Annotated in this window: 17 protein-coding genes; 5 read left to right on the top strand and 12 right to left on the bottom strand. The window is 59.8% G+C overall.

The features are described 5' to 3' along the window. Nucleotides 1–2: 2 nt before the first annotated feature. The 3 genes from moaC (at nucleotide 3) to lexA (ending at nucleotide 2,446) form a co-directional block, all read left to right on the top strand. Entirely contained in the window at nucleotides 3–485 is a 483-nt protein-coding gene (gene moaC, locus SIC14_RS15915; protein WP_412562894.1) for a cyclic pyranopterin monophosphate synthase MoaC, read from the top strand. After that, nucleotides 482–1,654: a gephyrin-like molybdotransferase Glp gene (gene glp / locus SIC14_RS15910; protein WP_412562893.1), complete on the top strand. Its 1,173-nt coding sequence runs from the start codon at nucleotides 482–484 to the stop codon at nucleotides 1,652–1,654. Before moaC ends, glp begins: the two co-directional genes overlap by 4 nt. A gap of 93 nt (nucleotides 1,655–1,747) precedes the next feature. After that, nucleotides 1,748–2,446, top strand: coding sequence for a transcriptional repressor LexA (gene lexA / locus SIC14_RS15905; RefSeq protein ID WP_412562892.1), 699 nt, complete (start codon nucleotides 1,748–1,750; stop codon nucleotides 2,444–2,446). On the opposite strand, the gene SIC14_RS15900 is transcribed toward lexA, so the two are convergent. Further along, nucleotides 2,443–4,500, bottom strand: a complete 2,058-nt coding sequence (locus tag SIC14_RS15900) for a ComEC/Rec2 family competence protein (protein ID WP_412565882.1) — start codon at nucleotides 4,498–4,500, stop codon at nucleotides 2,443–2,445. The genes lexA and SIC14_RS15900 overlap by 4 nt on opposite strands. 82 nt (nucleotides 4,501–4,582) lie before the next feature. On the opposite strand from SIC14_RS15900, the gene gltX reads away from it, so the two are divergent. Together gltX and gltA are read left to right on the top strand one after the other, a co-directional pair. After that, entirely contained in the window at nucleotides 4,583–5,983 is a 1,401-nt protein-coding gene (gltX, locus tag SIC14_RS15895; protein WP_412562891.1) for a glutamate--tRNA ligase, read from the top strand. A 94-nt stretch (nucleotides 5,984–6,077) separates the two neighbouring features. Continuing rightward, nucleotides 6,078–7,373, top strand: coding sequence for a citrate synthase (gene gltA, locus SIC14_RS15890; RefSeq protein WP_412562890.1), 1,296 nt, complete (start codon nucleotides 6,078–6,080; stop codon nucleotides 7,371–7,373). Between the two features lie 59 nt (nucleotides 7,374–7,432). Here gltA and SIC14_RS15885 read toward each other — a convergent pair whose 3' ends face one another. From SIC14_RS15885 to SIC14_RS15835, 11 genes are all read right to left on the bottom strand, one after another. Next, nucleotides 7,433–7,759: a hypothetical protein gene (locus SIC14_RS15885; protein ID WP_412562889.1), complete on the bottom strand. Its 327-nt coding sequence runs from the start codon at nucleotides 7,757–7,759 to the stop codon at nucleotides 7,433–7,435. 223 nt (nucleotides 7,760–7,982) lie between these two features. Further along, nucleotides 7,983–8,441, bottom strand: coding sequence for a hypothetical protein (locus tag SIC14_RS15880; protein WP_412562888.1), 459 nt, complete (start codon nucleotides 8,439–8,441; stop codon nucleotides 7,983–7,985). A gap of 173 nt (nucleotides 8,442–8,614) precedes the next feature. Continuing rightward, nucleotides 8,615–9,034 (bottom strand): hypothetical protein, encoded by a 420-nt coding sequence (locus tag SIC14_RS15875; RefSeq protein WP_412562887.1) that lies wholly within the window; start codon nucleotides 9,032–9,034, stop codon nucleotides 8,615–8,617. Nucleotides 9,035–9,286: 252 nt separating this feature from the next. After that, nucleotides 9,287–10,066 carry an enoyl-CoA hydratase-related protein gene (locus tag SIC14_RS15870; RefSeq protein WP_412562886.1) on the bottom strand — a complete coding sequence of 260 codons (780 nt, stop codon included), beginning with the start codon at nucleotides 10,064–10,066 and terminating at the stop codon, nucleotides 9,287–9,289. A 66-nt stretch (nucleotides 10,067–10,132) separates the two neighbouring features. Then, nucleotides 10,133–10,600, bottom strand: a complete 468-nt coding sequence (locus SIC14_RS15865; RefSeq protein ID WP_412562885.1) for a cytochrome c-type biogenesis protein CcmH — start codon at nucleotides 10,598–10,600, stop codon at nucleotides 10,133–10,135. Further along, on the bottom strand, nucleotides 10,597–12,561 hold the full coding sequence (locus SIC14_RS15860) for a heme lyase CcmF/NrfE family subunit (RefSeq protein WP_412562884.1): 1,965 nt from the start codon (nucleotides 12,559–12,561) through the stop codon (nucleotides 10,597–10,599). The genes SIC14_RS15865 and SIC14_RS15860 overlap by 4 nt, the downstream gene beginning before the upstream one ends. 58 nt (nucleotides 12,562–12,619) lie before the next feature. Beyond that, entirely contained in the window at nucleotides 12,620–13,174 is a 555-nt protein-coding gene (locus SIC14_RS15855) for a 3TM-type holin (RefSeq protein WP_412562883.1), read from the bottom strand. Continuing rightward, entirely contained in the window at nucleotides 13,165–13,740 is a 576-nt protein-coding gene (locus SIC14_RS15850) for a holin-associated N-acetylmuramidase (RefSeq protein ID WP_412565881.1), read from the bottom strand. Before SIC14_RS15850 ends, SIC14_RS15855 begins: the two co-directional genes overlap by 10 nt. A gap of 167 nt (nucleotides 13,741–13,907) precedes the next feature. Beyond that, a complete protein-coding gene (ccmE, locus tag SIC14_RS15845) occupies nucleotides 13,908–14,351 on the bottom strand; it encodes a cytochrome c maturation protein CcmE (protein WP_412562882.1) in 444 nt (147 codons plus the stop codon). Nucleotides 14,352–14,513: 162 nt separating this feature from the next. Further along, nucleotides 14,514–15,326, bottom strand: a complete 813-nt coding sequence (locus SIC14_RS15840) for a glutamate racemase (protein WP_412562881.1) — start codon at nucleotides 15,324–15,326, stop codon at nucleotides 14,514–14,516. A gap of 56 nt (nucleotides 15,327–15,382) precedes the next feature. Then, nucleotides 15,383–16,312 carry a lysophospholipid acyltransferase family protein gene (locus SIC14_RS15835; protein WP_412562880.1) on the bottom strand — a complete coding sequence of 310 codons (930 nt, stop codon included), beginning with the start codon at nucleotides 16,310–16,312 and terminating at the stop codon, nucleotides 15,383–15,385. Between the last annotated feature and the right edge of the window lie 102 nt (nucleotides 16,313–16,414).

Genomic DNA, 16,414 nt, shown 5'->3' with positions numbered 1-16,414 from the left:
GCATGAGCGGACTGACCCATTTCGACGCCAAGGGCGACGCCCATATGGTGGATGTTTCCGACAAAGCCGTCACCAGCCGCATCGCCACCGCCGCCGGCTGGGTGCGCATGGCGGAGGCGACTTACCAGATGATCTCGGAAGGCAAGGCCAAGAAAGGCGACGTCTTGGGCGTGGCCCGTTTGGCCGGCATCATGGGGGCCAAGAAAACCCCCGATCTGATCCCGCTGTGCCACCCCCTGCCCGTCACCAAAGTTGCCGTTGAACTGGTTCTGGACCCGGATCTGCCCGGCGTGCGGATCGAAGGCACGGTGAAAACCACAGGCCAGACCGGCGTCGAGATGGAGGCGCTCACCGCTGTCTCCACCGCCGCGCTGACCGTCTACGACATGATCAAAGCCGTTGATAAAGCAATGGAAATCGGCGGCATCCATGTGAAACTCAAAGACGGCGGCAAATCCGGCCGCTATGAGGCCGCGGCGCAATGATCTCTGTCGAAGAGGCGCTTGCGAACCTGTTTGCGTTGGTGCGTCCTTTGGATTCAGAGCGTGTCCCGCTGGTGGAGGCCGCGGGGCGTGTTTTGGCTGAAGATGCTGTGGCCCGTCGCACCCAACCGCCCTTTGCCGCCGCGGCGATGGATGGCTACGCGGTGCACCGCGATTGGTTGCAGTTGGGTGCCTCTTTCGATGTGATCGGCGAGGCCGCCGCAGGGCAGGCTTTCAATGGCCCCGTCTCCAAGGGTGAAGCGATCCGGATCTTCACCGGCGCACCAGTGCCAGACGGCGATTTTTTCGTTGTCATTCAGGAAGATATCGATCGCAGTGGTGACAGGATCACCATCGCCCGCGACCCCGGAAAAGGCGACAACATCCGCCCGGCCGGAGGCGACTTCCAGACCGGCGATATGCTGCGCGCCCCGAGGGTGATTTCACCCGCCGATGTCGCCCTTCTGGCCTCGATGAACATTCCGACAGTCACGGTTGCCAAACGGCCGGACGTGGCCCTGATCTCCACCGGAAACGAGCTGGTGATGCCCGGCGAAACGCCGGGGCCGGATCAGATCATCGCCTCCAACACTTTCGGGTTGAAAGCGCTTCTGGATCGCCATGGTGCGTTAACCAAAATTCTGCCCATCGCGCGGGATGACAGCGACAGTTTGAAAACCGCCTTTGCGCTCGCCGAAGGCGCGGATCTGGTGGTGACCATCGGCGGTGCGTCTGTCGGCGATCATGACCTTGTGGCCCCCGTCTCGGCCGAACTGGGAATGGACCGTAGCTTTTACAAGGTCAAAATGCGTCCCGGCAAGCCACTGATGGCCGGTCGACTGGGCGATATGATGATGGTCGGCCTGCCCGGAAATCCAGTATCTGCAATGGTTTGCGGGGAGATCTTCCTGCAGCCGCTGATCCGCGCCATGCTTGGCCTGCCAGCGGAACCACGGGCGCGCAAACAGGCGGTGCTTGCGGAAGAAATCGCCGCAAATGGCCCCCGCGAACACTACATGCGGGCCCGTCTGGACGACGGCAAGCTGCATGTTTTCGACAATCAGGACAGTTCGATCCTGACGGTGCTGTCACAGGCCAACGCCCTCCTCGTGCGGCCGGTGTCCGATCCTCCGAAACAAGCCGGAACGTTAATGAAATACATCGAGGTTTAAGCAATATTCCCGATGTGTTCTCTTTAGGGCGTTGACACAAAACAAGAACATGAGTAGAACAAACCCAAACCTACTGGCGAAGGGTGCACTCTCATGCTGACCAAAAAACAGCTCGATCTGCTGCAATTCATTCACAAACGTGTGCAAAAGGACGGCGTGCCGCCATCCTTTGATGAGATGAAGGAAGCCCTTGATCTAAGGTCAAAATCTGGCATCCACCGTCTTATTACCGCGTTGGAGGAACGGGGCTTCATTCGTCGTCTCGCCCACCGCGCCCGCGCGATTGAGATTGTGAAACTGCCCGAAAGCATGGGGGGCGATCCCTCTCCCGCGTTCAAACCGGCTGTGATTGAAGGCGGCCGCCCTGACAGCACCCCGCCCACGGCACAACCGGTGGAAGTGGTGCACGCAATGGAACTGCCGGTCATGGGCCGGATTGCCGCTGGTGTCCCGATCGAAGCAATCAGTGAGGTTAGCCACAATGTTGCGGTGCCCGGCTCGATGCTGTCAGCAGGCGGCGATCACTACGCGCTGGAGGTCAAAGGCGATTCAATGATTGAGGCGGGCATCAATGACGGCGATGTTGTGATCATCCGCGAGACCCGCACCGCCAGTGATGGTGAGATTGTTGTCGCGCTGGTCGAAGATCACGAAGCCACCTTGAAAACCCTGCGCCGCAAAGGGTCCAACATCGCGCTGGAGGCGGCGAACCCCGCCTATGAAACGCGGATTTTCCCGTCCGATAAGGTCAAGGTGCAGGGCCGTCTGGTCGGCTTGATCCGGACCTATTAAGGCGCGCGTTTCGGTCGCCAGGCCCAGGCGTTCCACAGGCGTTCCCCAGATATTTCACGGGCCGTGACAATACGCGGCCCGTTTTTGCTGGTGTAGACGGCCAGGCTGCCGGAAAGGCGCAAGCTCTCTGGTGTCAACACTTTGCCAGAGTGGACACAGGGCAACCCAGTGTCCAGTTCATGGGTGGAAACCACCCAATCTCCCACGCGACAGCTGGCAGATGCCGCTGCCTTTTTCCCGCGCAGAACAATCAAGGAAGCGGCAGCGACGCTGGCGCCGTCCGGCCAACGCGAAGCGGCCACCGGCTGAGCGACCCCATCACCATCGTTTTCCAGCCAGATGCCCGCGACAAATCCCGCCCCCTTGCCACGAGACAGCGCCAGACCGCCCTCCGTCCTCAACCCCACAAGTGCTGCGTTTTCAGCGATCAACAGATCCGGTCGAGAGGTCTGCAGCCATAGAAAAAGCGCCAGCAAGACAATAGGCACACCGCCCCATCGCAACACACCGCGCCACAGGATCAATAACAAAGCGCCCAAAGACAGCATCGGCAACACCAGCCCGGAAGGGCTGACAACAAACCGTACTGCCAAGTCGCGCTCGGACACCCAGGACGCCACGAAAAGGATCCAGCGCAGACCCTGCTCCATCACCCAAAACGGCAGCGCCTCCAACCCCAGTGGCATTAACAGCAGCGCGCACACCGCGGCGGGCATCACCATAGCGCCCATCAAAGGGACCGAGGCCAGGTTCGCAATCAGCCCCAGTTGCGCCACCATGTTGAAATGCGCTGCCCCAAAGGGCGCTGTTGCCAGTCCGGCCACGGCGGAGGACAGCACCAAAGTCGCTGGCCAGCGGAGCCAGCCTTTGGGTCCCCAATCCAGGTCCCTCAGCACACCAAAGACCGCAACAAGCCCCGTAGTGGCAGAAAAAGACATTTGAAAACCGGGGCTTAGCAGACTTTCGGGCCGCACTAGTAACACCACCAAAGCCGCCACAGCAACCGCGCGCAACGACAGCGCGCGACGGTCGATCAGCACCGCCCCCAACATGACGGCAACCATCACAAAGGCCCGCTCGGTTGCGACATTAGCGCCAGACAGCGCCAGATATCCCGCTGCCACGAGGAGGGCGACGCAGGCTGCGATTTTCTTGGTCGGCACCCGCAGGCCAATGTAGGGCACGGCCGCCAGCCCGATGCGGGTCACCACAAAGACAAAACCGGTCACCAGCCCCATATGAAGGCCGGAAATGGCCAGCAGATGCGCAAGATTGGCGCGACGCAGATCCTCCAGCAGCATGGGCGGCAGCATACCGCGATCACCAGTCATGAGAGCCGAAGCAACGGCCCCCACTTCGCCGTTCAGCCGGGTCTGAATGCGTAAAGAAAGCGCCTGCCGCCACCGCGCAAGCCACTGCCCCCCTCCGGGATCCAGTAGCAGCAGCGGGGTGCGCGTATACCCCACCGCGCCGATCTTCTGGAACCACGCATGGCGGCGGAAGTCGAAACCCCCAGGCTCCGCCGGACCACCGGGGGGCGAGAGATGGGCGGTGACGATGACCACTTCACCAGGACGGGGATCATGAAACCTCTGCTCCCCATGCAGGGCGATGCGCACATGCCGTGGCACCTTGGCGGGATCGAAATCGTCCAGCACCACTCGGTCCAATGTCACCCGCACCGCGCCCGAAGCTGACCGGTCTAGCGCAACCACCCTGCCCTCCACCGGCCCGTAATAGCGGAACGTCACAACCGGCCCGGCCACCAGATGGGCCCTCGCCCCCGCCACGGCCAGTCCTGCGGCCATCAAGCACAACGCCCAGACCAAGGGCGCCACAGACACAGGTAAGCGCAAGGCAACAGCCGCCGAGCCGACCCCCATGATCGCCAAGCCAAACAAAAGCCCAACCGAAGGCTCCACCGGCAGGGCGAAATATTCCCCGATCCCAAGCCCCAAAAACACTGGTACCCAAGGAAACAACCCGCCGCGCTGCGCCAGAAGCGCGGCACCGATGGGTCCGTAAGCCCTGCGCAGGACCGCCGCAAAAGACACCAAGCCTTGCCCCCTAAGCATCACGTGGATAGACAGGCCGCAAACTTACGCCATCTCTGGTTACCGAAAGGTTAAATCGCCCATGTCGACACAAGTCGTGACCCGTTTCGCCCCGTCTCCCACCGGTTTTCTGCACATCGGTGGCGCCCGCACTGCGCTGTTCAACTGGCTCTATGCCCGGGGCCGTGGCGGCAAGTTCTTGCTGCGGATTGAGGACACGGACCGCGAACGCTCGACCCCTGAGGCGACCGCCGCCATCCTGAAAGGCATGGAATGGCTGGGGCTGGATCACGATGGTGAGGTCATCAGCCAGTTCGAACGCGCCGATCGCCACGCCGAGGTCGCCAACCAGCTGCTGTCCGAGGGCAAAGCCTATAAGTGTTTCGCAACACAAGAAGAAATCCAGACCTTCCGCGACGAAGCCCGCGCTGCAGGCAAATCGACCCACTATCGTTCACCCTGGCGTGATGCGGCCGCGGACAGCCATCCCGATGCGCCCTATGTGGTGCGGATCAGGGCACCGCAGGAAGGCAGCACCGTCATCAAGGATGAGGTGCAGGGCGATGTGACCATCCGCAATGATCAGCTGGACGATATGATCCTGCTGCGCTCGGACGGGACGCCGGTTTATATGCTGGCCGTGGTGGTGGACGATCACGACATGGGCGTGACCCATGTGATCCGCGGCGATGACCACCTGAACAATGCCGCCCGTCAGATGATGATCTATGACGCGATGGGCTGGGATGTGCCGGTCTGGGGCCATATCCCGCTGATCCACGGTGGCGACGGCAAGAAGCTCAGCAAACGCCACGGTGCGCTGGGGGTCGAAGAGTATCAGGCGATGGGTTATCCGGCGGCTGGCATGCGCAACTATCTGGCCCGTCTGGGCTGGAGCCACGGCGATGACGAGTTCTTCACCGATGCGCAGGCGCAGGACTGGTTTGGCATGAACGGCATCGGCAAATCGCCGGCCCGTTTCGATTTCAAGAAGCTGGAAAACCTTTGTGGTCAGCACATGGCCGCAACAGAAGATGCTGCAGTGCTGCATGAGCTTGAGGCTTTCCTGGCCGCGACCGGGGCCGACGCGCTGAGTGAGGCGCAGACCGTAGTTCTACGTAAGGCGCTCTACTGCACCAAGTCCGGGGCCAAGACCTTCCCGCAACTCATTGAAAAATCGACCTTTGCCCTGACGTCACGTCCGTTAGAGGTGGAAGAAAAAGCAGCCAAACACCTGACTGATGTATCCCGTGGTATACTGAAGGAATTGACGCCGCATCTGCAAAATGTTAGCTGGTCCCGTGATGAACTGGAGGCCATTGCCAACCAGTTTGCCGAAGCGCAGGGAATGAAGTTCGGAAAACTTGCCGGACCACTTCGCGCCGCTCTTGCCGGGCGGGCTGCAACCCCTAGTGTTTTTGACATGATGCTGGTCCTTGGGCAGGAGGAGACCCTTGCCCGTCTGACCGACGCCGCTGCTTGACGGGAGGGATACGGCCCACCCGTTCAGCCAAGATAACAATCGAAGCCACGCGCGCCTTTCGGGGCGCGCAAGGCCATGTGATGAAGGGAAAACCATGACGGAATCGACCAAAAGCGCAACGCTGACGTTTGACGGGAAAACTCTGGAGCTGCCAATGTTCAGCCCCACCGCTGGCCCCGATGTGATCGACATCCGCAAGCTCTACGCACAGGGCGGCGTGTTCACCTACGATCCGGGCTTCACCTCCACCGCCTCCTGCGACAGCACCATCACCTATATCGATGGCAACAAAGGTGAGCTGCTGCACCGTGGCTACCCGATCGACCAGCTGGCCGGTCAGTCGCATTACCTCGAAGTCTGCTACATGCTGCTGTATGGCGCGCTGCCGACCGCGGCCCAGATCGAGGAGTTCGAGACCACGATCACCCGCCACACCATGATCCACGAGCAGATGCACAACTTCTTCCGTGGATTCCGTCGCGATGCGCACCCGATGGCCATCATGGTCGGTGTTGTGGGCGCAATGGCGGCCTTCTATCACGACAGCACCGACATCAGCGACGAACGTCAGCGCGAAATTGCTTCGCACCGTCTGATCGCCAAGATGCCGACCATTGCCGCGATGGCCTATAAATACTCGATCGGTCAGCCGTTTGTGTATCCGCGCAACGATCTGGATTACGCGGCGAACTTCCTGCACATGTGCTTCTCGGTGCCTGCCGAACAGTACGAAGTGAACCCGATCGTCAGCCGCGCAATGGACCGTATCTTCACGCTCCACGCCGATCACGAACAGAACGCCTCGACCTCGACTGTGCGTCTGGCATCGTCTTCGGGCGCCAACCCCTTTGCCTGTATCGCTGCGGGCATCGCCTGCCTCTGGGGTCCGGCCCACGGTGGCGCCAACCAGGCGTGTCTGGAAATGCTGAAGGAAATCGGCACCGTAGACCGCATCCCGGAATTCATCGAACGCGCCAAAGACAAGAACGATCCGTTCCGTCTGATGGGCTTTGGGCACCGTGTTTACAAAAACACCGACCCGCGTGCGACGGTTCTGAAAGAGTCGGCCGACGAAGTGCTGGAACTGCTGGGTGTCGAAAACAACCCGCTCTTGCAGGTTGCCAAAGAGCTGGAGCGCATTGCGCTGGAAGACCCCTACTTCATTGAGAAGAAGCTGTTCCCGAACGTCGACTTCTATTCGGGCATCATTTTCGAAGCCCTCGGCTTCCCGACCTCGATGTTCACCCCGATCTTTGCCCTGTCGCGCACCGTTGGCTGGGTATCGCAGTGGAAAGAGATGATTGCCGATCCTCAGAACAAAATCGGCCGTCCGCGCCAGCTGTACCTGGGTGAGATCAACCGCGACTACGTGGATGTCGAAGACCGCTAAGGTTTTGATACAGAAACAAGAAAGGCCGTCCCCCGGGGCGGCCTTTTCTATTGTGATAACTAAGGTTGCGACGGCGGAGCTGGGGTGACGTCGCAGGCCAACATGTCTTCGATGACAGACAAGGGCTGGCCCAGATAGCTGGCCAATGCCATCTTTGACTCTAATGTTTCAAACCGCACCCCCTGCCAGCGTGACCACAGCATCCGTTGCATATCCGTCAGACTGCGGCTTAACTTGGTGGGGCAGAAATAGGCGACACGCCAGTCCCGTTGCGGGTCTTTTAGCATGTTGCACAGAGTTTCCATTTGCACGAGCCGCGCGTTCACGTCCAGTTTCGCATCGGTGACACCTGCGCAATCCAACAGGCTGATCAGCCCGGGTCTCACGTGTTCATCCTGACGATAAAGGGGCAGCAGTTGATCCGCGAGACGGATGGTGTGCGTCCCGTCAAAGCGCACATATAAAACGTTCAGAGATTCAAAAACCTTATAACCAACGCCCATCAGAGACCTATTAAATCATTAAGCCAAAATGTCCGTGCAAACCTAACGTAGCGTGTTTGTTGGGAAATTCAATGAAAGCGTTTGCGCCGCCGCCGATCAAGCGTTGTTACCGGGCAGACAGGCTTGTTGGTCTTCCAGCAGAGAAGCGGATATCGCAGCGCAGCAATTTCTCGATCCTGGCCAGAGGTTGTCGTAGAATATCGGCCAACATCACCGGACTGTCCGCCATCTGAAACTGCACACCCTCTCTGCCATGCCAGAGCATCCGCTGCATTTCTGTCAGGCTGTGGCTGAGTTTGGTCGGGCAGTAATACAGCACCTGCCAATCGCGGTCGGGATGTTTCAGACGGGCGCGATACCGGGCCATCTGTTGCCGCCGCGCCTCGACATCCAATTGCGCCTTGGTGATTTTGGAGCAATCCTGCAGGCAGATCAGCCCCGGTGTCACCTCAGGGTCGTCATTGTAGAGCTGGTAGAGCTGTTCCGTCATGCGAGTGTTGTGCACGCCGACATAGCGCACATAGAGCAAACCCATTTCCGAAAACACCCGATAGCCGACACCCATGAGACACCCAATTGGTCGAAAATTAGTTACAAAAACGAAGAAGCTCCCAGATTAGGTCCGCAGATGCCATTTTGGGAAGCGTTTTATGAACACGTTTTCAGGTTTGGGTAGCATTCCGTAGGGTCATGTGACGGTGTTAATTTGCCGTCGCAATTAAATCGCCGCCGTTTGCTCTACTCTTCGTAGTTCACCAGATCTCGGATCACCTTAACCGGTACGTCCAGTTTGGTTGCTATCGACTCGATCTTGGTGGCCAGCAGGAAGTCCACATCCGGCCGCGCCTCCCACATTTTTTGTTGCATCTCGGTAAGGCCGCGGGACACCTCCGTGGGGCAATAATAGGTGATGCACCAATCCACCGCCGGATCTTTGAACAGGCCATAAAGCGCATCCATCTGCTTGCGCCGCTTAGAGATGTCAAGTTCCGCACTGAGGATCCGCGAAAAATCCAGCACCGACCGCAGCCCTGCGCGCACCATGCGATCACGACGGTAGTCCTTGATCAGTAGATCCGTTTGATTCGTTTGATGATGGCCTTCATACCGCACGTAATGAATGCCGAGATCGGGTAGGATTGTGTAGCTGACAGACATTTTCCCTCCAGACGCAGGTGGGTTTTACGCAGCACCAGTCTGCACTGAAAAAAGACGACAAGTCTTGGAAAAAGTTGACTAATTCGACCCTGCGAGGTCACAGAGTCGCGCCGCTCTTCCAAGGGTTGCGAACGTCATGCCGACTTAACGGGACACACAACGGCAATCCTTCCTTCAATGAGGCGGCTGAACGGGCCACAGCAAAAAGGGCGCCCGAAGACGCCCCTTGGTCAGTCTAGTAACAGCGCCGGCTTAACGGCCTTCGTAATGCGGCGGGCGCTTTTCGAGGAAGGCAACAACCCCTTCCTTGAAGTCACGGCTCTGCCCACAAGCGCCCTGCTTGCGGCCTTCCATTTCCAGCTGCTGTTCCAACGAATTGTCCCAGCTGCCGCGGATGGTGGATTTGATGTGCTCATAGGCCAGCGTTGGCCCTTTCGCCAGATGCAGCGCGCGGGCTTTGGCAGTGGCGGTGAACTCTTCATCTGCAACCGCTTCCCAGATCAGCCCCCAGTCATCTGCCTGACGGGCCGAGATTTTATCAGCAAACAGCGCGGCGCCCATCGCCTTGCCCATGCCCATGTTGCGGGTCATCCAATACGATCCACCGGCGTCCGGGATCAGACCAATGCGCGAGAAGGCCTGCAGGAAATAGGCGCTTTCCTTGGCGATCACCACATCGGCGGCCAGCGCCAGGTTGGCCCCTGCCCCGGCTGCGGCGCCGTTAACAGCGGCAATGGTCGGCACCGGACAATCGTAGATCGCCTTCAGCATCGGGCCGTATTCATCGCGCAGGGTGCGTTCCAGATCGAGGTTGTTGGCATTGGCACGGTCGCTCAGGTCCTGCCCCGAGCAGAACGCTTTACCGGCACCGGTGATGACCAGCACACGGGCCTCACGGCCAGCCTCTTGGGCGGCATGGGTAATCTCGGCGCGCATCTGGGTGTTCAGCGCATTCATCTTGTCCGGACGGTTCAGCGTCAGAATCGCGACCTTGTCCTTCGAGATCTCAAGCTTGATCGTTTCGTATTCCATGGGAACTCCCTTATCCTCGCGCGCAGCATAGGTGACCAAGCAGTCGGTTAAAACCCAGACGCGGCGTTATTCGTCCATAATTTCCTTCAGCCGGGCCTGTTCCTCTTCGCTCAATTCGGCGACCACAGGCTCAGCAGCCTTTTCGCGCCGTCTGAGGAAGCTGAACCCGATGCCCAGACCCAAAACCAGCATGATGGGACCTGCCCACCACAGGATCCAATTGGCCCCTCGGGCGGTCGGGTTCAAGAGGACGTATTCCCCATATCGATCAACAACGTAATCAATCACTTCGCCGTTGCTGTCGCCCTCGACCAGACGTTCCCGCACCAGGAGGCGCAGGTCGCGGGCCAGTTCGGCATTTGAATCGTCGATATTCTCGTTCCGGCAGACCAGACAGCGCAGATCTTTGGAAATCTCCCGCGCCCGTTCTTCCAACGCAGGGTCGACCAAAATCTCATCCGGCTGCACCGCCAGTGCGGGCGCCGACAGGACCAATGACACGGCCAAAGCAAGCGATGACAGCAGCTGTTTCATTCCGCAGGCACCCCTTCCGGTTTGCGTTTGCGCGCCCCTGCCGCAACACGGTAGCGACGGTCGGTCAGGCTCAGGATCCCGCCCAGAGCCATCAGGATCGAGCCGCCCCAGATCCAGTTGGCCAGCGGTTTGTAGTAGCTGCGCACCGCCCAGCCTCCGTTGTCCTGAGCGTCGCCGATCACCACATAGACGTCGCGCAGGAACCCATTGTCGATCCCCGCCTCGGTGGTGGGCATCCGCGCCACCGGATAGGTGCGCTTTTCCGGGTTCACCACGGAAATCACCTGACCCTCTTTGGCAATGGTGACCCAGCCCATAGTCGAGAGATAGTTCGGCCCTTCGACATTTTCCACCCGGTCCAAAGTCAGGGTAAAACCAGCCACTTCAAAGGGTTCGCCGACCTGAACAACCCGGATATCCTCCACTTCCCAGGCCATCAGGCCAGAGACGCCAAGGAACACGATGCCCAGACCCGCGTGGGCCGTTGCCTTGCCCAAATCCGCCCGCGGCAGACGGCGCAGACGCGCCAGCTTGTCCTTGCGACCGGCCCGTTGCCAGAGGTCAACAAGCGCGCCGAAAATCAGCCATGTGCCTAGGAACATGCCAATCGGGCCAAACAGAGAGCGGCCGGATTGCACCGCATAGGCCAGCCCCATGATCGCCACCGACAGCACCAAGGCCGGCACCAGCGGTTTCAAGCTGCGAACCACCTGCGCGCGTTTCCACGACATGATTGACCCCAGCGGCAACAGGATCGCCAGAACCACCATAAAAGGGGTGAAGGCCATGTTGAAAAACGGCGCCCCAACCGAAAGCTTGCGCCCCATGACCAGCTCTGCCACCAGCGGCCAGATTGTGCCGATGAAGACCACAAAACAGCTGACCGCCAGCAAGATGTTGTTCATCACCAGCGCGCTTTCGCGGCTCACCATCGAAAAGATACCCTTGGCCTCCATCGCTGAGGCCCGCGCGGCATAAAGCGTCAGCGCCCCGCCCATGAAGACCGCCAGAATGGCAAGAATAAAGACGCCGCGTTCAGGATCATTGGCAAAAGCATGCACCGAGGTGATGACGCCAGAGCGCACGATAAACGTCCCGATCAGAGAGAAGCCAAAGGCCATGATCGCCAGCAGGATGGTCCAGCTTTTCAGCGCTTCCCGCTTTTCCACAACAATGGCGGAATGCAACAGTGCCGCCGCAATGAGCCAGGGCATGAAAGAGGCGTTCTCAACCGGATCCCAGAACCAGAAGCCGCCCCAGCCCAGTTCGTAATAGGCCCACCACGATCCCAGCGCGATGCCAACGGTCAGGAACATCCAGGCCGCCAAAGTCCAGGGCCGCACCCAACGGCCCCAGGCGGCGTCCACCCGACCTTCGATCAGGGCCGCAACCGCAAAGGAGAAGGTCATCGAAAGCCCCACATAGCCCAGATACAGGAACGGCGGGTGGAAGGCCAAACCGGGATCCTGCAACAGCGGGTTCAGGTCCTGCCCATCCATCGGCGGCATGGCCAGACGGATAAACGGGTTCGAAGTGAACAGGATAAAGGCGAAAAAGGCCACGGCCACGGCCGATTGCACCGCCAACACCCGCGCCCGCAGCGTGGGGGGCAGATTGCCGCCAAACCAACTGGCACAGGCGCCAAACAGCGTCAGGATCAGCACCCACAGCAACATCGAGCCCTCGTGATTGCCCCAGACGCCGGACACTTTGTACAGCATCGGCTTCAGTGAATGGCTGTTCAGCACCACCAGCTGCAATGAGAAATCCGAGGTTACAAAACCATATGTCAGCGCCGCAAAGGCAAAGGCCGTCAGCAGGAACTGCGCGTTGGCGGCAGGCTCCGCAACCGCCATCCAGCCGGGCCAGCGCTTATGCGCCCCGATCAAGGGAATGACGGCCTGCACAATGGCGACCAGAAAGGCAAGGATGAGGGCGAAGTGACCGAGTTCTGTAATCATGCCTGCGTTATACGCTGAGTTGCGCGTTGCGCCAATCGCAATCGACGCACGCCGCGGTTCACATTGTCGCGGGGTTCCGGGGGCTGGAAGCCTGTGTCTGCCAAGCGGTCAGGGCCGGATTTTCCTCTGCCTTTTCAGCGACCTCTGGGGCGAACTGATCAATCTGATCGAGGTGATCCAGCACCACCGGCAGGCGCATCATCACCGCCCCCATTTCCCGCTGAAACGCCTGGCCCTTGGCCTGATGGCGGGCGCCAAAGTAAAAGCTAACGATTACCCCCAGCAACCACCAGAGCTGCTCAGGCACCAGAGTAAGGCCCTGCATCCGTGCGGCAAACCAGATCGGATCCACCATCGCAGCAATTAACAGCCCCAGCGTTCCCAGCGCGAGGCCGGGACGTGGCAACCGGTTCAGCGCGTCCATCAGACGGTCAAATCGGCTGGGCTGCGGATGGGCAAACTCGGCGGCGAACTGATCCAATGCGGCGTGGCGCAGGGCATTGCCCCGCACCGCCGCGCCTTCTGCGTTTTCACGAAACACCTCCAGCGTCTGACGCATCTCACGCGCGCCTGAGCCAAAGAGCATGTCCAGGATCTGCGCAATCACCCCCATGCCGCCACCCTCCGCTGAAACTCGGGATCGGTCAGGTGATAGCGTGTGTCGATGAAGCTTTCGGCCCGTTTGATCCAGCCACCTTTATCCCCCGATCGGGTGCGGGCAAATTTGCGGGCCGCTGGGCGGCGGTCGGCAAGACGGAAATAGTAATTGCGCCGCGCAATGCCATAGGCATCCGCCAGATGGTGCGGCGCAACTTTGGCGGCGGCCTCCGCCGCGGCGGCGGTTCTGGGGCCGATCACCCCGTCGACGCGCAGCTCATGGCCCATCTGCCGCAGCAGCCGTTGCAGGATCTTCACCGCATTGGCGCCTGCGTTCACATACATGTCAAAGACCGAGGCCTGCAGCACCGCCGGCAATTGCCCCAGACCGGGACGCCGGAAGTAATGCTGAAGGAATATCTCGACCGCGCGCGCCTTGGAGACCCGCCGAACGTCCTGCGCATCCACGTCACCGTCGCCGTCCAGATCCAGCCCAAGCCGCCGCAGGGTGCCCACGGTCACCCCATGTTGCGTGGCGCCGCCGGGATCGTCAGGATCATTAACAAATCCACCCTCCCGCATGACGATTTCACGGGCGATCTGACGAATATCGGGCCGCACGTCAGGCTGCTTTTCTCGCCACTTCTCTTTCTGTTTCTCTACACCTGTTTCGGACATGAAAACCCCCAATCTGAGATTGTGCTCAGACTGGGGGCAAATGATTAACAGCGGTGAAAGCCTGCGTACGCTCAGCTTTCGGGTTCGACGTAGACACCCTGCTCTTTCAAGGCGTCCACCACCTCTTTCGGCATGTAGGTTTCGTCATGTTTGGCGAGGATTTCAGAGGCTTCAAAGACACCATTGACGTAGCTGCCAGTGCCGATCATGCCTTGGTTTTCTTCAAACAGATCGGGCAGAATGCCTCTGTAGGTCACCGGCACAATGCCATTGCCATCGGTCACATTAAAGGTGATCGCCTGCCCCTGACCGCGCTTCAGCGAGCCCTCTTCGACCAGCCCGCCAATGCGGAACACTTCGGTTGCGCGCGGTGGCTCCGCCAGCACCTCGGTCGGGGAGCGGAAGAAGTTGATACCGTCGCGCATGGCATAGCCGATCAGCCCAGTTGACAGCGCCAGGGCAACAACGGCCAGCGCAATCACCTGAATACGACGTTTCTTCTTTAGGCCCTTCATTTGGCTGGCTCCTTCGCGCGGCTATGGTCTTGGCCCCAGACATAAGGGATCGGCGCGCCCGCGCAAGAGGCAACGCCTGCGACCGAATAGCCTGAGTATCGCAAAGAAGGGTAGCGGCAGCCTTGACCTTGGTCAAAGCGATCCGCCCAGCCCTAAACGCCCTTAGGCCTGTTCGAATTTGATTTCGCGCCGCAGGAACTGGGTTGCGCGGGTCGACACCTTTGCGGGATTGCCGGTGGTGAGGAATTTCGACTGTTCCCCCGCGCCCACCATCTTGGGATGGCGGTCCAGATAGTCAGCAAGGCTTTCGGCCACCAGATTGGCCTGCGAATAGACCTGCACATCCGCGCCAAGCGCATCCTGAAAACTGTCATGCATCAGCGGGTAATGGGTGCAGCCCAGAATGGCCGCCTGCGGCTCTGGCATTTTCCGGGTCAACGCGTCCACATGGCTGCGCACCAGGGCGTCCGCCAGGATCATATCACCGTCTTCAATGGCATCAACCACACCGCCACAGGCCTGGGCCTCAACATCCACGCCGATGGCGCGGAAGGCCAGTTCACGCTGGAAGGCACGACTGGCAACGGTGGCAGGGGTGGCGAACAGCGCCACATGTTTGACCTCCACCTCACGCGGCGGCGAGTTGTCGCCCCATTTTCGTTCGGTCAGGGCCTCGATCAATGGCACAAAAACACCCAGCACACGTTTGTCTTCGGGGATCCAGCCCTCCTGCATCCGGCGCAGAGCGGCAGCAGACGCGGTGTTGCAGGCAAGGATCACCAGATCGCAGCCTTCGGCCCACATCCGCTCCACCGCGGCGGTGGTCAGGTTGTAGACATCATCAGCGTCCCGCACACCGTAAGGGGCATGGGAATTGTCACCGAAATAAACAAAGGGAACCTCCGGAAGACGCTTGGTCACGGCGTCCAATACGGTCAGCCCCCCAAGTCCGGAATCAAAAATGCCGACTGCCATCTCTTGCCTGCCTCTCACATGCGGGGCTTATTTCTGCCCCTTCATTAGACCAATCGTTAGCGATGTTGTCGAGTTTCCTTAAACGCCTTCTGACGGGCCAGAAACTCGGCCTTATGTTTGTCCTCGAACTCGAACCCGTATTCGCGGGTTTCGATCGGGGTTGGGGACAGATCGTAGGTCGATTTCCGCAGGAAATCCATCAGCTCTTTGCTGTCGGTGGCCCGTGCGCGGATTTCTTCCGGCTGGATCGGATCGCCAATCACCACCTGCACCTTGGTGTCCACGCGTTTGGCAAATTCCTTGATCAACAGGCCCATCCGCAGCGTGTAGTGCATGTGGCTGGCCACCTGGAACAGCCGCGAAGTGTTGCCCTGGAAGAAGACCGGCACAACAGTGGCGCCGGACTTGGCAATCATGCGGGCGGTGAAATTGCGCCAATGCGGGTCCATCGGATAGGAAAACGGCCGCGCCGAGGTGCTGACGGTGCCGCCCGGGAAGATGCCCACCGCACCGCCGTCCTTCAGATACTTCTCGGCCTCTTTGCGGGTCTGCAGGTTCAGCTTCACCGCCTCGCGATCCTCATCGAACGAGATCGGCAGAACCACCTTGTTCAGGTCTTCGGATTTGCGGAACACGCGGTGTGCCAGAATACGGAAATCCCGATTGCGTCGCTCTGACAGCATATGGCCCATCATCAGACCGTCCAGAATGCCGTAGGGGTGGTTGGCGATCAGGATCAGCGGGCCATCGGCGGGGATATTGTCAAGCGAGCCTTTGGTTACGTCCAACGACAGGCCATAGCGTTCCACCATCACCTGCCAGAAATCGGCGCCATTTTCGACGTCGCGCTCATAGCCCGAAGCCCGTTTGATCATACGAATACGACCGGTCACGTTTTCCAGGGTTCGGATGATCGCGCGGCCACCTTTGGTGCGCCCAGCATAGGAATAGCTGATGTCGCGCGCGATATGACGTTTGGAGGGCATGGAGGAGCCGCCTTGATAAACTTCGAACTTGGAGACGGGCTTTAGCAGCCTCTGGCCCCTGATTTCAATAGATAGCCCGTGTTTTCGCACAGGCAAAAGAGC

Source organism: Thalassobius sp. MITS945101 (assembly GCF_047123305.1).
In the GTDB taxonomy this organism is placed as follows: Bacteria; Pseudomonadota; Alphaproteobacteria; order Rhodobacterales; family Rhodobacteraceae; genus Thalassobius.
This window is presented reverse-complemented; position numbering and strand designations above follow the sequence as displayed.